Genomic DNA, 15,050 nt, shown 5'->3' with positions numbered 1-15,050 from the left:
GAGTATTCTACCGGCCTTTTCTCAGATGTCTTTCTAATGCTTCAGTACTTTTTTCGTACGCCCATTTCTGTTTATAGTTTACCCATTTTGCTTTAAAAACTTTTCTCAAAAGCTTATCGGTATACCTCATGATAAATACATGATAAAGCATACTGGCAAAAACTTTAGGCTTGTTGGGGAGTGCGCGTAGCGATAGTGAAAATCCCGGCTCAAGATACCTGTTGAAATGCCAGAATGCTCCCGGAATAAAGAGTGCATCTCCATGCTCCATGAAGATTTCATATCCTTTTGCATATTTCAAGGCTGGAAACTTTTCATAATCAGGATTTTCATAATCTACATCATAAACAGTATGAACCGATAATGGTACTTTATACAGAAAAGCAGACTGTTCCTGATCAAAAAGCAGTATCCTTTTTTTTCCTTCAAAATGAATGTGCATAAAATCTCCTAAATCCACATCATAATGCATTAAAACATGAGCCTCACTTCCTCCAAAAAATAAGGTTGGAAGTCTTTTAAAAAACTTCATTCCAAGATCAGGATAGGTAAAGTTCTTTAATAGCTCCGGAAGCCTGTCGGTAATGATATAGAAAAAAATACGAAGGTCTGAAGGTTTACTTTTAATCGTATCGATATAATCCTTCATTTTCATATGGGTAACAGGAGCATCTGAGCTTTTAGAAGCATTAGCAGGTTTGTTATCATATAGCGGAACTTCCTGCTCCCCTGCTTTTTCACGAATGTAAGCAAGGTTCCACAAATCAAATGCATCCCAACGTCTTGCAAAATTTTTGATCAGAACGGGCTTCTTTTTTTTGAAATAATTTTTCTGAAAATCTTCTTTACTGATATCGTTGACAACATCTACTTTTTCTAGAATCATCCATAATTGATTTAATGCGAAATAAAAGTAATGTTTTTTTGAAATTTATAAAAACTTTACCTTTCACATTTTCTTATTCTTTGAATATTATCAATTAAAAATCAGGAAAAAAGATATACCAACACGGAAATAATTCCTCCAAAAAAGATAAGAGCACATCCACCCGGCCCGTTCTGAAATTTCTTTCTGCTGTATTTATTTACATAATGTCCGCTTACCCAGGTGCCATCTCTTTTATAGTGCCCTTTTCTGTAATATCCCATTTTTAGTTTTTTTACAAAGAAAATAAGCTCGAAGAAGATCCCATTACGGGTTTCCGTAAAGAAAGTATAAAATGAAAAAAATTATCTTTGTAAGATCAACCTAATTTATGAGAGTTTATAATACAAAACATTTCCTGAAAATACTTTTCAGCCTACATAAAAGCGATACCCTGAAGATCCTTTTTCCAACAATGCTATTGGTGGGAGTATATTCTTACGGAATCGAATATCTTGAGGTGGAGTATCTACATCTCACGTCAAAATCTGCGGTAAGCAATGTAGGTATGATCCATTCATTATTAGGGTTTGTGCTTTCTTTACTATTGGTATTCCGGACGAATACGGCTTATGACAGATGGTGGGAAGGAAGAAAGTTATGGGGAAAACTGGTGAATGATACCCGGAATATTGCCATAAAGCTCAATTTAATCCTTGACAATGACAGACATAGTGCAGAACAGGTGGCAAGATACTTGAAGTTCTTTCCTCATTTTCTCGCCAAGCACCTTTCTAAGGAATCTACAAGACTTGCATTGGATGAAGATTATTCTGAGATCGAAAAATCCCTTAAGCACCATGGCCCCAGTGAAATTGTAATATTACTCAGCCATAAATTAAATCAGCTAAAAAAGGAAGGTAAAATTACAGATGTAGAAATGGTATATCTGGACACTCAGCTTTCAGGGTTTCTGGATATTTGCGGAGGTTGCGAAAGAATCAAAAACACACCTATTCCTTATTCTTATTCGTCTTTTGTAAAGAAATTCATCATTTTATATGTATTGGCTTTGCCTGTAGCATATGTTATCAGCATTGGTTTATTTATGATTCCTCTGACTGTATTCGTCTATTATGTCTTAATGAGTCTGGAACTTATTGCCGAAGAAATTGAGGACCCTTTCAATAATGATGAAAATGATATTCCGATGGAAACCATTGCTCAGAATATTGAAAAAAATGTCCATCAGATCATGGGATTAAAAAATAAAATCAACCTTTAGAGGTTGATTTCTTTTAGTTCTCCATCTTGCTTGATTTCTACAAATTTACTTTCGCGATTTGCCGACGAATAGTTATAGAAAAAAGTCTGGTATATAGGTGTTGAATAAAGGTATCCTCCGTAAGCATTATAAGCATCCGACTGTCCTGTTTGCTGCTGATAACTTGCCGTTGCAGTAAAATTCACAATCGTCTCGAGATAATAATTACCCGGTTTTAATTTTTCAAATTTAAATCTGCCATGATCATCAGTCAGAGCTTCTATTCTGTATTTAAAAGCTTCATCAGACATGTAAACGGTTGTTTTCTTATTCTCATACTTTTTCCTCATCTTATAAAATTCTTCAAAATAAGGGGTTACAGGAAAAAGCATAACAACGGTTCCTTTTGGTGCATAATGTTTTTCCCCCAGTAAAGGTTTGATTCCCCAGTTGTTTTTTTGTTTGGTAGACGCCACTCCTTCAATGGTAGAATTTCCAAAACCGATCATGTTTTGAGCCAGTTTTTTATCAAAGAAGGCCTGTGGATAATATGTATTCTGAGCTTTTGATAGTATAAAAGCAGAGGTTAGCATCCCGAATACAAGTAAATTTTTCATGTCATATTTTTTAATCAAATATAACTATTTTACTATTTTTGAAATAAAAAAATCTATGAAATACATTTTTCTTTTATTATTTTCTGCATCTCCTTTGGCAATAGCACAAAAACCATGTGGATTTAAAGACGGATTACAGGAAGGAACTTGTAAGCAGTTTTTTGAAAACGGGCAGGTCAAAGAAATCGCTGAATGGAAAAAGGGAAAACTGGATGGTGATGCAATCTTTTACTATGAAAATGGAAAAGTTCAGGCAAAAGGAGAATACAAAAAGGATTACAAAATAAAAGAATGGGCGTACTACGATAAAAATGGTATTCTGACTTCTAAAGAGGTTTTCAGAAACGGAGAAAAAAATGTCTATGACAATGCTTCTACCGGTACGTTTTATTCACCTTCCGGCACCATCACCGAAATTTCAAATTATAAGTTCGGAAAGCTGAATGGTGAAAGCAAGGTTTTTTACGAGAACGGCAAATCGGTGAAACAAATTGGCTACTACGAAAACGGGATAGCCACAGGAAAATGGAAAATGCTTTATCCATCAGGAAAAGTTCAGCGTGAAACAGAGTTCGCCAACGATAAATGGAATGGAACACGTGTTCATTACCGTGAAGACGGAAGCATTGAAAAAACAGAAATATATAAAGACGGAAAATTAATCTCTACAAAATAATATAATTGGTACATAAATTAAAACTGGAAGAACTCAACAGAATAGATGTTGAAACATTTAAAAAGGTTGAGAAAATTCCTTTGATCGTCATTTTGGATAATGTAAGAAGTATGCACAATGTAGGAGCCACGTTCCGAACAGCCGATGCTTTTTTGATTGAAAAAATAATTCTTTGTGGTATTACTCCGCAACCACCCCACCGTGAAATTCACAAAGCAGCTTTAGGAGCTACAGAAAGTGTAGACTGGGCATATGAAAATGATATCAACACAGCAATAAGGGATTTAAAAAGTCAGGGGTTTGAAATTATTGGCATAGAGCAAACCAGTAATAGTACTATGATCACAGATTTTACCATCGATAAGACTAAAAAATATGCCTTGATACTGGGTAATGAGGTAGAAGGAATAAGTGATGAAGCTTTGGAAAACATTGATGTATTCCTGGAAATTCCTCAACTAGGAACAAAACATTCATTGAATGTAAGTGTATGCGGAGGGCTCGTTATGTGGGAGTTTACAAAGGCTTTAAAATAAAAAACTGCATATGTCCAATAGACAGTGCAGTTTGAAATAAATCTAATAAAAAGTAAAAATGAAAGGCGACAAAGATACTTTATTTTTATTTACAAACAAATTTTTGGCCCGGATTTTTCATTTTCACGAAAAAAAAAACGAATATTACAAAACAGTTTCGTTTAATTTTTTATAAATTAGCACAATGTTTATCAAGGACTATATCTCAAAGGATTTCCCATGTTTTAGCCTGACTGACTCAATAGAATCAGCAAGAAGTACATTAGAAGACTTTGGATATACTCATGTTTTCATTAAAAAATCCCATCACTTTTACGGAGCTATTGCCAGAGAGTTTCTTTATGACGCTGAAGGAACATTAAAAGATCTGGAGCACCAGGTTGAACGATTTGCTATTCTTGAGGATAACAATATCATGGACAGCATTCGTTTGTTTTACACCTTCAATTCGAATGTAATTCCGGTCATCAATAAAACAGAAAAATATTTAGGATATATCATGTGTGAAGATGTCTTTCAGGATTTATCACGCTATCCTTTGTTTTCTGAATCAGGAGCTATACTTACTGTAGAAGCTCCCGCAAGAAAATATTCCATGACAGAAATTGCCAATATTGTGGAAAGCAACAATTCTAAATTCTACGGTGGATTTATCAGTTTTATGTCGGAAGAAGTGGTTAGGGTAACCATAAAGATCAGCAATGAAAATCTTGCATCTATTGATGCCACGTTCGACCGTTATGATTATAGAATTGTTGAAAAATTCTACTCTGATGAAAAAACAGACCTGTTTAAAGACAGATTTGGCTTTTTCCAAAAATTTATAGAAATATAACATGAAGGCAGCTATATATTCTCAAAAAAAAGATCTTGATACTTTTTTATATTTAAGCAAATTCGTTTCAGAGCTTGAGAGCAGGGGCGTAAAATCTGTTTTATACGATGAAATGGCTGAAGCCCTTCAGTTTTCAAAAATTTTCGAAACCTTTAATAATAAACAGGATCTTGTAGAGAAAGAAGTTGATCTTTTTTTCACATTCGGAGGAGACGGAACGATAGTCAACTCTTTAACCTTTATTGAAGATCTCGAAATTCCTATTGTCGGAGTAAATACAGGAAGGTTGGGTTTTTTAGCCAGCTTTACCAAGGAAGAAGCATTCAAAGAACTTGACGCAATTCTGAAAGGAGATGTAAAAACCAGCCGACGCTCTGTGATCGAAGTGGTTTCCCCAAGATCTGAAGAATTTTTTCCATACGCTTTGAATGACGTCACCGTTTCAAGAAAAGAAACAACGTCCATGATCACCGTAGATTCATTTATCAATGATGAATTTCTGAATGTATTCTGGGGAGATGGTGTTATTGTCTCCACTCCTACAGGTTCTACAGCCTACTCATTGAGTTGTGGAGGGCCTATTATTTCTCCTAATAACGAAAACTTTGTCATAACTCCTATTGCGCCACATAATCTGAATGTAAGGCCACTGGTAGTAAATGACCGTGTTGAGATAAAATTCAAGGTAGAAAGCAGGGTATCCCAATATTCTCTTTCACTTGATTCAAGACTAATACATATAGAGACTGATCAGGAAGTCGTTATAAAAAAGGCTGATTTCCAGATTCTTTTGGTTCAGCCTAATAATTTAAGTTTCTATGAAACAATCCGCCAGAAACTACTTTGGGGGCGGGACAAAAGAAATTAGCATTTAAGCAAATTTTATTACCTTTACAACAACTTTACAAACACCTAATAATTTATTTAAAAAGTAAAACATGAGCAGAATTTTTCCGGCAGGAGTTGCCACAGGTCAATTGGTTACTGATATTTTTCAGTATGCTAAAGAAAATAAATTTGCGTTACCAGCTGTAAACGTTATCGGTTCCAGCAACGTAAATGCTGTTATGGAAACTGCAGCAAAACTAAACTCTCCTGTTATTATTCAGTTTTCAAATGGTGGAGCTGCGTTCAACGCAGGAAAAGGATTAAGCAACGACGGACAAAAGTCTGCTATTTTAGGAGCTATTGCCGGTGCTAGACATATTCACACTTTGGCAGAAGCTTATGGAGCTACTGTAATCTTACATACAGACCACTGCGCAAAAAAACTATTGCCTTGGATTGACGGTTTAATGGATGCTAATGAAGAGTATTTCAGACTAACAGGAAAATCTCTTTATTCTTCCCATATGCTGGACCTTTCTGAGGAGCCTTTAGAAGAAAACATTGAAATTTCTGCTAAATATTTCGAAAGAATGGCAAAAATGCAGATGACTCTGGAAGTTGAAATCGGTGTTACAGGAGGAGAAGAAGATGGTGTTGATAACTCTGATGTAGATAATGCAAAATTATATACGCAACCGGAAGATGTAGCTTACACATACGAAAAACTAAAGGCTGTTTCTGATAACTTTACTATTGCTGCGGCATTCGGTAACGTACATGGAGTTTACAAGCCTGGAAATGTTGTTCTTACACCAAAAATTCTGGATAATTCTCAGAAATTTGTTCAGGAAAAATTCGGAACAGCTGCAAAACCGGTCAACTTTGTATTCCACGGAGGTTCTGGTTCTACTTTAGAAGAAATCAGAGAAGCAATTGATTACGGTGTGATCAAAATGAATATTGACACGGATCTTCAGTTCGCTTATACAGAAGGTGTTAGAGATTATATGGTTAACAATATCGATTATTTAAGATCTCAAATCGGAAACCCTGAGGGAGAAGAAAAACCTAACAAAAAATTCTATGACCCAAGAGTTTGGGTAAGAAAAGGTGAAGAAACGTTCTCTACAAGATTGGTTAAAGCTTTTGAAGATTTAAATAACGTAAATACTTTAAAATAAGAACTGTACATTTGTATTAGTGTAAAACGTATTCATACATTTGCACTAATACATTTTACATTTATACATTAATACAAACAAAAATGGCATTCGACTGGTTTAAAAGAAAAGCAAAAAACATTACCACTTCTACTGATGAAAAAAAGGATGTTCCTAAGGGCCTTTGGCACCAAACTCCATCAGGAAAAATAGTGGAACACGAAGAGCTAAGGAAAAACAATTATGTTTCTCCTGAAGATGGATTTCATGTAAGAATAGGAAGTGCAGAATTTTTTGATATCCTTTTTGATGAAGGTAAATTCACTGAACTAGATGCTAATGTTGAAAGTATAGACATCCTAAACTTCAAAGATACAAAGCCATATGTTGATCGTCTGAAAGAAGTAAAAGCAAAAACAAAACTTACAGACTCTATCAGAAATGCTGTAGGAACAGTGAAAGGCACTGAAATGGTGGTTTCTTGTATGGACTTTGCTTTCATCGGAGGATCTCTGGGATCTGTAATGGGAGAAAAGATAAGAAGAGCTGTAGATTATTGTATCGCACATAAACTTCCTTATATGATCATTTGTCAGTCCGGAGGAGCAAGAATGCAGGAAGCAACTTATTCTTTGATGCAGTTGGCAAAAGTACAGGCTAAATTAGCACAGCTTTCAGAAGCGGGCTTACTGTATATTGCTTATTTATGTGATCCTACTTTTGGAGGAATTACTGCATCTTTTGCAATGACAGCAGATATCATTATGGCTGAACCTGGAGCTCTGATCGGTTTTGCAGGACCAAGGGTAATTCGCGAAACAATCGGTAGAGATTTACCGGAAGGCTTCCAGACATCTGAATTCCTTCAGGAAAAAGGATTTGTAGACTTTATTGTGAAGAGAACAGAAATTAAAGATGTGGTCTCTAAAACAGTAAATTTATTAGCAACACATGCTTAAAAATTTGTAACAAATACGATATAATCTCTCTCTGATTAGGGAGAGATTTTTATTTATGAGAACCTTCAGAATATTTTTCAATACCATTCGGGCCATGAGTTTTAAAAAGATTCTCCGTCTTTTATCTCTTGTTCTGCCACATCCTTTATTTTCCATATTGAGTTTTTATGCGACTGTTAAAGCCTTCACCATTGCACAGGCTCGTTTTCCTGAAACAGCTTCAAATAATGGAATTGGCAATGCCTTCAGACATGCATTATGGTGTTGTTTTATTTTGATGTATTGTTCCAAGATCTCCTCACCTCAAAAAGCTCTTGATTTCTGCAAAAAAATAACAGATTTACACGAAGAATTATTTCCAAATAAACCTTTGGAAACCAAGATGGACCTTCATAATAATAAGATCGGAATGGATTATTTTATGGAAATTCTTCCTGGTATTCACCGGCAGTTTTTTGAAAAAAGTTTTTTTATAGATGCTTTGGTTAAAAAGATGGACGACGCAAAAGTCCTTAAAAACCTCGATGACCATTTTGAGGGCCATCTTGTATATCTTGAAGAATAGCCGGTTTAACTAAAAAAAACATTGGCCCCTTTGTGTCCTTTGTAGTTTAAAGTATTTTTGATAAGTTTAAACAATTAATTCAATCAAATGGTTTTAAGCAGAATTTGGTCCGCTTTTATTATCGTTGCTATCGCCGTTGCAAGCATAAAATATATCTCTTCAAGTCATTATAATACCATTTTCAATGATATGGTAGTAGGAAAAGCAGGAGATACAGTACAGATCGCATCGAAAAAAATGAATACGCTTTCTCCCATTATCAGGGACAGCCTTACGAAGAAACCTGATTTTGCAGAAGACAGAATTCATTATAAAACAGACTCATTACAACAAAACGTAAAGGTATATCGTGTTCAGGAAGCTGACGGGGTCACTGGGACGGCAGAAACTGCAGTTAAAATATGCATTGGGCTAATAGGCATCATGACTCTTTTTATGGGTTTTATGAGTATTGCGGAAAAAGCAGGTGGAATCAATTTGCTAAGCCGGCTTATTCAGCCTTTCTTTTCAAAACTTTTCCCGGAAATTCCTAAAAACCATCCTGCTTTCGGCCATATGCTAATGAATTTTAGTGCGAACCTGCTGGGACTTGACAACGCAGCCACTCCTTTCGGACTTAAGGCCATGGAAAGCTTACAGACCTTAAACCCCAATAAAGACACCGCCAGTAATTCCCAGATCATGTTTCTGTGTCTTCATGCTGGTGGAATGACGCTGATCCCGGTTTCTATCATTGCTATAAGAGCCTCCATGGGCTCAAAGACGCCAACGGATATCTTTCTTCCATGTATGATTGCTACTTTTACCGCAACACTGGCAGCAATGATCATCATTTCTCTTTACCAGAAGATCAATCTGCTTCGTCCAATCGTAATTGCATATGTCGGTGGAATTTCAGCAATTATAGGTTTTTTGGTTTTATACCTTGTCCGATTGAGTAAAGATGAGCTGGATACATTCAGCAAGGTTCTAAGTAATGGCCTTATTTTGTTTATTTTCTTAGCGATCGTGCTTGGAGCAGTTTATAAAAAGATCAATGTATTTGACGCCTTTATTGATGGCGCAAAAGAAGGATTTACAACTTGTGTTAAGATTATCCCCTATTTAGTTGGAATGTTGATCGCTATTTCTCTTCTCAGGACCTCGGGGGTTTTTGATGTGATCATAGATGGAATGAAATGGGTTGCCAATGCAGCCAGTTTAGATGCAAGATTTGTGGACGGATTACCCACAGCTTTAATAAAACCTCTTTCAGGGTCGGGAGCACGCGGAATGATGGTTGACACCATGTCCACATTCGGAGCAGATAGTTTTCAGGGAAAATTAGCAGCAGTTCTGCAAGGAAGCTCAGATACGACGTTTTATGTAATTGCTGTCTATTTCGGGGCCGTAGCGGTTAAAAATACAAGATATGCGGTAATTGCAATGCTTCTGGCCGATTTAGTAGGTGTTATCACGTCAATTGCGCTGGCTTATTTATTTTTTGCGTAGTATATATCATTTTTAACCATTCAATAACCAAATAAACAAGCAACCAGAATATGATTACAGATAAAGAATTTACATTACGCCTGATCCGTCAACTGACACAGGCCCTGGAAAAACTTATTTTAGACAAGCCTGAAGAAAGTTTGATGCAGAAAGAATTGGATTTTGATTCTCTGATGAAGGATATTTTTAAAATAGATTTTACGGCAATCTCTTCTAAGACAAAGGAGGAAATCATAGAAATCGTGAATGAAAGACAGGAAAGGGATCGTAAAGACTATTATGAAATGCTTGGAAACCTTTTTTATTTTAAAGGAAAGGAAACAGAAAACCGCGATTTTCAGGATAAAGCAAAAACATTTTATGAACTGTATCTTCAGACAAGTGGAATCTTTGCCCTTCCCATAATCAACAGAATCAATGAAATAAAAAAAGCACTTGAATAAAGTGCTTTTGTATTTTTAGAATGTAATCTTATAGGTCCCGGTGGATGATGTACTGGCCTTTTCAGCTTTTACATATTTTTTAACCCACGCTACAGAGGTTGAAGATACACAAGGATCCGATATTCCCCCTACTCTTCTTGCAGAGACTACATTTCCGGCTTTATCAACGGTGTAAGCAACTGTAACGGATCCACTGGCTGTACAGTTGTGTTGTGGTTGTGCTCCTCCTCTGCCCATTGTTCCGGGGATGTAGCCAATCAATTTTCTGTCGATTCCTACTTTACTGTCTCCATTTCCATCTCCGCCTAAAGGATCTCCTGCATTTCCTATACCTGTTCCCGTCCCTTGGCTGCCCGCTTTTGTTCCTCTTCCTTTTATCAGATTACCGATTGCCGCATTCCCTTTTCCATCTCCATTTCCGGTTTTAGAATTTGCTGTGGCTCCGGAAGTCTTTTTAGTGTTTTTCGAAGCGGATGAACTTGTCGTTTCTTTTTTATTCGATTTTGATTCTTCTTTTTTCGGAACGCTCGCTTTTTTACTATTTCCGGTGATTACTTTATCTTTGGGTTCAGATTTCTTAGTTTCCGTCTTGGGTTCAGGTTTTACTACGGTTTTAGTTTCAGGAACAACGGCTTCTACAGGTTCGGGAGTAACTTCTTCCGATTTTGCAGCTAAACTTCCTTCCTGTTCTGCCGGTTCTTCGATACCATTTCCATTCCGGTTATCTCCAAAGTTTACCAACATAGTGGTTACAACCTCAGGCTCCTTATTCTGTTCCGGCTTTAATTTATATAGAAAAACAAAAAGCAGGATTGCAGACCATACCAGGATAGAAAGTATTCCACTTTTTATCCGGTCCCGGGTTTCCTCATTTTTGTTTACAGTATAACTTTTCATTTTTTACTAATTACCAGGATCTTAAGTTCCGGTTATTTATCTTTAACAGTTGCAAGAGCAATATTGAATTTATGCTTCTCTGCAATTTCCATGGCAAAAACAACATCTTTATGCAACGTGTTTTCGTCTGCCCGAATCGTAAAAGATTTATTCGTTTGATTGTTTAAATTATTGACAATCGTTTGTTCAAGCTGTTCCCTTGATACAGGCTTATCGTCAATATAATAAGTTCCGTCAGGCTTAATGGTTACTGTAAGGGGATTCGGTATATTATCATCAGCAGTGCTTGTCTTTGGCAAGTTTACGTCAATAGCGCTTTGATTAGCCGCTGAAGATGTTATCATAAAGAAGATCAGCATGAGCAAGATGACATCAGTCATCGCCGCCAAACTAAACTCCGGATTTGCTTTATTTCTTCTTTGAATTTTCATCTGTTTATTCTAAATTTTTACGGGTCAGATGGAATCGCTCTTAATAAGTCTATACAATGAATTTTTTTCACAGCGATTTCATAAGAAAGATTTATAAAGGTTTGTTGATAAGATCCAAAAATTCACCAGACATGTTCTGAGCTCTCAAAACAAATTTATCAATCCTTGTTAAAAGGATATTGTAAAAAAAGTTAGCAGGAATCGCTACCGCCAAACCAACAGCCGTTTGTCCCAAAGCAGTATAAATACCTTCTGACAGTGTTTTCGGAGAGAAAGACCCCGTTGCATGTGACAAATTAAAGAACGCTAATATCATCCCGATAACCGTCCCCAAAAGTCCCAGCATCGGAGCAATACTTGGCACCACTGCTAATAGATTTAGGTTCTTTTCCATGTTGGCTACTTCAACCTGAGCCTGAGATTCCATAGCACTTACAATATCTGAAACAGGCCTTCCCAATCTGGAAATCCCCTTTTCCAATATTCTGCCTTCCGGTGAGTTTTGTCTTTTGCAATAATCTACCGCTGATTCAATTTTACCTTCTTTAATAAAGTCTTCAATATTATTCATAAAATTGGAATCTGTTTTTGAGGACAATCTTTTAATAAAGAAAAACCGTTCAAAAAACAGATATACTGAAAACACACCAAGCAGTAATACGGTCACCATCACTATTTTAGCGAAGGCTCCTCCATGGAACATGATATTCCAAAATGAAAATTCTAAATTGTCTGTGGCAACTGCGGGTGTTGCAATTTGTGCAAATAAGATCTGAGTAAGTTCCGTTAACAGCATTAATGTGAATATTTTATAATGAATTTAAACGACAAAAGTAATGGAATATTATTAATTCATGTCTTAAAAAATGCTTAAAAACAACTTAAATTTTCCATTGCCACATAAACAGCAAATTTCTTTCCAAAAAGAATTTTGAAAAGAAATTGAATATAAAATTATTGAGGAAGATAAATTTTTTAATCTTCGTCTACCTCAATATTATCCTGTTTTAGTTCACATTTAAGTCTAAAAGCAATCGGAGTATCTGATCCTGTGTAAAAATCATCAATCGTTCCCTTCCAGATCAGATCCAATTCGCCTTCTTCATTTTTTTCAAATACCAGCTCATTATCGTAGATAAAAGCATCTTCATCGTCGAACAAATCCACCTCTGTAAAGGTTTCATCTTCAGAATCATTGATGTTTATCGTTTTTCCTTCAAGGTCCGCAGAATCAATAGGAAAGTCGAAAACTTCTAGTGAGAGTTGTGGAAAATTGTATTGTAAAGAATCATCTTCTACATGATCCAAGCCATCATCCGTTATGATTTCAACTTCAAGGAAATGTTGTTGATTACTATAAATAGCCTTGCAATAAGTACTTCTTATATTGTATTTTAACGTTTCGTCCGGATGGTAAATTTTTAAAATCCCTTTCATTATTTCTTAAAAAAGAGCTGTAATAATATGATTGTTAAATGTTTTAAGCAAAGATAAAAAATAGATTGAATTTGAAAAATATTTTGAAAATTATTTTTTCCAAAATCATGATCCTATCTTTTTCTGATCCTCCAATAATACTTACTTTTGTTACATAAAGATTCTGAAATGAAAAATTTTTTATCAAAAAGTATTTTAAGCTTAGGATTGGTGATAAGCCTGACAGCGTGTAAAAAGTCTGACTCCCCTTTAACGAAAGTAACTCCAACGAATTTAGACTCCATTGCTTCTAACTATTATGAACAATATCTGAAGCTGTATCCTCTTGATGCTACTTCTCAAGGAGACACAAGGTATAATGATCAATTACCTATTAATATTGATAAAGATTTTATTTCAGGAGAAATTGCTTTTTATAATTCTATTCAGAACCAATTAGATAAAGTGGATTATAAAAATCTATCTGATGATGATAAAGTAGTTTATGATGTACTGGATTATACCTTAAAAGACAAAATAGAAGCCTATGCGTATCATCCGGAATACATTCCATTCAGCCAGTTTACAGGACTTCCTCTGAACTTTCCCCTGTTTGGCAGTGGAGAAGGAAGCCAGCCTTTTAAAACAGAAAAAGACTATGCGGACTGGTTGCAGAGAATGAATAAATTTCCGGTGTGGATGGACACTGCAATAGAAAATTTTAAAGAAGGAATTAGCAATAAAATAGTTTTGCCTAAAAAGCTCATTGTAAAGATGATTCCCCAGATGAAAGCTGAAGAAATTATTACTCCGGACTTTGAAAAAAATATATTTTACGGTCCTATCAAAAAATTCCCTAAGAATTTCACCCAAGCACAAAAAGAAAAGTTCACCACACTTTACAAGGATGCTATTCTCAAAAAAATCATTCCTGCCTACACAAAAATGGGTAACTTTTTAGAAAAGGAATACTTGCCTAAAGGCAGAGATACAGATGGTTACAACAGCTTACCAAAAGGAAACGAAATTTACCAGTATTATGTAAAAAGCTGGACAACAACCAACAAGTCTCCTGAAGAAATTAATAAAATCGGTATTCAGCAGGTGGCCATGCTTCGTTCAGAAATGGAGAAGGTAAAACAGCAGGTCGGATTCACAGGAAGCCTGGAAGAGTTTATAACATTTGTAAAGACAGACCCTAAGGCAATGCCTTACAAAACGTCAAAAGAAGTTCTGGCTGGTTTTAACGGAATCTTAGCCAAAATAACTCCGAAACTGAAAACCATGTTTAATGTAACTCCGAAAACAAAATTTGAGATCAGACAGACGGAAAAGTTTAGAGAGGCCACCGCAAGTGCTGAGTATACTCCCGGAACTCCTGACGGGAAGAGACCTGGTATCTTTTATGTTCCCCTTCCGGATCCGGCAAAATTCAATGTAACTTCCGGAATGGAATCCCTTTTCTTACATGAAGCGATACCGGGACATCATTATCAGGTTTCTCTTCAGCAGGAAAACACAAAGCTTCCTAAGTTTATGAGATTCGGGTGGTTCGGAGCTTATGGAGAAGGCTGGGCGCATTATTGTGAAACATTAGGTCCTGAGTTTGGATTGTATACAGATCCTTATCAGAAAATGGGATATTTAAGCGACCAGATGCTGAGAGCTGTAAGGTTGGTTGTGGATACTGGACTTCATACAGGAAAAATGACCAGAGAGGAAGCAATTAAATACTTTCTAAGCAATATCTCTTATGATGAAGCAGCAGCCACTGCAGAAGTGGAAAGATATATGGCAATGCCGGGACAGGCGTTGGGATATAAAATCGGTTCTTTAAGAATACGTGAGTTGAGAGATCAGTATCAGAAACAGCTAGGAAAGAAATTTAATCTGGCCAATTTCCATGATGAAGTTCTAAGCCAGGGTTGTCTTCCACTCGATGTTTTGAACAGAAAAATGGAACTTTGGGCGAAGAAGCAAAAGTAATCTTTTAAAGAAATAAAAAATTAATATTTTTGGTGGAGCAGTTTATTAAAATTGCTCCTTTTTTTAAGTTTAATGGTAATT

At 35.9% G+C, this 15,050-nt stretch carries 18 protein-coding genes; 11 read left to right on the top strand and 7 right to left on the bottom strand.

Annotation, left to right across the window (positions count from 1 at the left end; translation table 11 throughout):
* Nucleotides 1–7 precede the first annotated feature (7 nt).
* Nucleotides 8–886, bottom strand: a complete 879-nt coding sequence (locus tag PFY10_13710) for a cupin-like domain-containing protein (GenBank protein ID WBV55285.1) — start codon at nt 884–886, stop codon at nt 8–10.
* 101 nt (nt 887–987) lie between these two features.
* Nucleotides 988–1,149: a hypothetical protein gene (locus tag PFY10_13705; protein ID WBV55284.1), complete on the bottom strand. Its 162-nt coding sequence runs from the start codon at nt 1,147–1,149 to the stop codon at nt 988–990.
* Between the two features lie 107 nt (nt 1,150–1,256).
* Here PFY10_13705 and PFY10_13700 point away from each other — a divergent pair, with 107 nt between their 5' ends.
* Nucleotides 1,257–2,150 (top strand): bestrophin family ion channel, encoded by an 894-nt coding sequence (locus tag PFY10_13700; GenBank protein WBV55283.1) that lies wholly within the window; start codon nt 1,257–1,259, stop codon nt 2,148–2,150.
* On the opposite strand, the gene PFY10_13695 is transcribed toward PFY10_13700, so the two are convergent.
* On the bottom strand, nt 2,147–2,746 hold the full coding sequence (locus PFY10_13695; protein ID WBV55282.1) for a hypothetical protein: 600 nt from the start codon (nt 2,744–2,746) through the stop codon (nt 2,147–2,149). The two genes, PFY10_13700 and PFY10_13695, sit on opposite strands and share 4 nt — an antisense overlap.
* A 55-nt stretch (nt 2,747–2,801) precedes the next feature.
* Here PFY10_13695 and PFY10_13690 point away from each other — a divergent pair, with 55 nt between their 5' ends.
* From PFY10_13690 to PFY10_13650, 9 genes are all read left to right on the top strand, one after another.
* Nucleotides 2,802–3,422, top strand: coding sequence for a toxin-antitoxin system YwqK family antitoxin (locus PFY10_13690; protein WBV55281.1), 621 nt, complete (start codon nt 2,802–2,804; stop codon nt 3,420–3,422).
* A gap of 5 nt (nt 3,423–3,427) precedes the next feature.
* Complete coding sequence (locus PFY10_13685) at nt 3,428–3,958, top strand: RNA methyltransferase (protein WBV55280.1); 531 nt, start codon at nt 3,428–3,430, stop codon at nt 3,956–3,958.
* A gap of 184 nt (nt 3,959–4,142) precedes the next feature.
* The gene (locus tag PFY10_13680) at nt 4,143–4,793 is read left to right on the top strand and encodes a CBS domain-containing protein (GenBank protein ID WBV55279.1); all 651 of its coding nucleotides are present in this window, start codon (nt 4,143–4,145) and stop codon (nt 4,791–4,793) included.
* 1 nt (nt 4,794) lies between these two features.
* On the top strand, nt 4,795–5,661 hold the full coding sequence (locus PFY10_13675; GenBank protein WBV55278.1) for an NAD kinase: 867 nt from the start codon (nt 4,795–4,797) through the stop codon (nt 5,659–5,661).
* Between the two features lie 70 nt (nt 5,662–5,731).
* A complete protein-coding gene (gene fbaA, locus PFY10_13670; protein WBV55277.1) occupies nt 5,732–6,802 on the top strand; it encodes a class II fructose-bisphosphate aldolase in 1,071 nt (356 codons plus the stop codon).
* An 83-nt stretch (nt 6,803–6,885) separates the two neighbouring features.
* On the top strand, nt 6,886–7,740 hold the full coding sequence (accD, locus tag PFY10_13665) for an acetyl-CoA carboxylase, carboxyltransferase subunit beta (protein WBV55276.1): 855 nt from the start codon (nt 6,886–6,888) through the stop codon (nt 7,738–7,740).
* 55 nt (nt 7,741–7,795) lie between these two features.
* The gene (locus PFY10_13660; protein WBV55275.1) at nt 7,796–8,305 is read left to right on the top strand and encodes a hypothetical protein; all 510 of its coding nucleotides are present in this window, start codon (nt 7,796–7,798) and stop codon (nt 8,303–8,305) included.
* An 87-nt stretch (nt 8,306–8,392) separates the two neighbouring features.
* Nucleotides 8,393–9,796, top strand: coding sequence for a spore maturation protein (locus tag PFY10_13655; GenBank protein WBV55274.1), 1,404 nt, complete (start codon nt 8,393–8,395; stop codon nt 9,794–9,796).
* Between the two features lie 50 nt (nt 9,797–9,846).
* A complete protein-coding gene (locus tag PFY10_13650) occupies nt 9,847–10,239 on the top strand; it encodes a hypothetical protein (protein ID WBV55273.1) in 393 nt (130 codons plus the stop codon).
* 15 nt (nt 10,240–10,254) lie between these two features.
* On the opposite strand, the gene PFY10_13645 is transcribed toward PFY10_13650, so the two are convergent.
* The 4 genes from PFY10_13645 to PFY10_13630 all read right to left on the bottom strand — a co-directional run bounded on the left by PFY10_13645 (nt 10,255) and on the right by PFY10_13630 (nt 13,004).
* The gene (locus PFY10_13645; GenBank protein ID WBV55272.1) at nt 10,255–11,136 is read right to left on the bottom strand and encodes a ferric siderophore ABC transporter substrate-binding protein; all 882 of its coding nucleotides are present in this window, start codon (nt 11,134–11,136) and stop codon (nt 10,255–10,257) included.
* A 32-nt stretch (nt 11,137–11,168) separates the two neighbouring features.
* Nucleotides 11,169–11,567 carry a biopolymer transporter ExbD gene (locus tag PFY10_13640; GenBank protein WBV55271.1) on the bottom strand — a complete coding sequence of 133 codons (399 nt, stop codon included), beginning with the start codon at nt 11,565–11,567 and terminating at the stop codon, nt 11,169–11,171.
* Between the two features lie 91 nt (nt 11,568–11,658).
* Complete coding sequence (locus PFY10_13635; GenBank protein ID WBV55270.1) at nt 11,659–12,363, bottom strand: MotA/TolQ/ExbB proton channel family protein; 705 nt, start codon at nt 12,361–12,363, stop codon at nt 11,659–11,661.
* Nucleotides 12,364–12,542: 179 nt separating this feature from the next.
* Nucleotides 12,543–13,004 carry a hypothetical protein gene (locus PFY10_13630; protein WBV55269.1) on the bottom strand — a complete coding sequence of 154 codons (462 nt, stop codon included), beginning with the start codon at nt 13,002–13,004 and terminating at the stop codon, nt 12,543–12,545.
* Between the two features lie 168 nt (nt 13,005–13,172).
* On the opposite strand from PFY10_13630, the gene PFY10_13625 reads away from it, so the two are divergent.
* A complete protein-coding gene (locus tag PFY10_13625) occupies nt 13,173–14,969 on the top strand; it encodes a DUF885 domain-containing protein (GenBank protein ID WBV55268.1) in 1,797 nt (598 codons plus the stop codon).
* The last annotated feature ends 81 nt before the right edge of the window (nt 14,970–15,050 follow it).

Source organism: Chryseobacterium daecheongense (assembly GCA_027920525.1).
GTDB classification, from domain to species: Bacteria; Bacteroidota; Bacteroidia; order Flavobacteriales; family Weeksellaceae; genus Chryseobacterium; species Chryseobacterium proteolyticum.
Note: the sequence above shows the minus strand (reverse complement) of the source record. Positions and strands in the feature narration are given on the sequence as shown.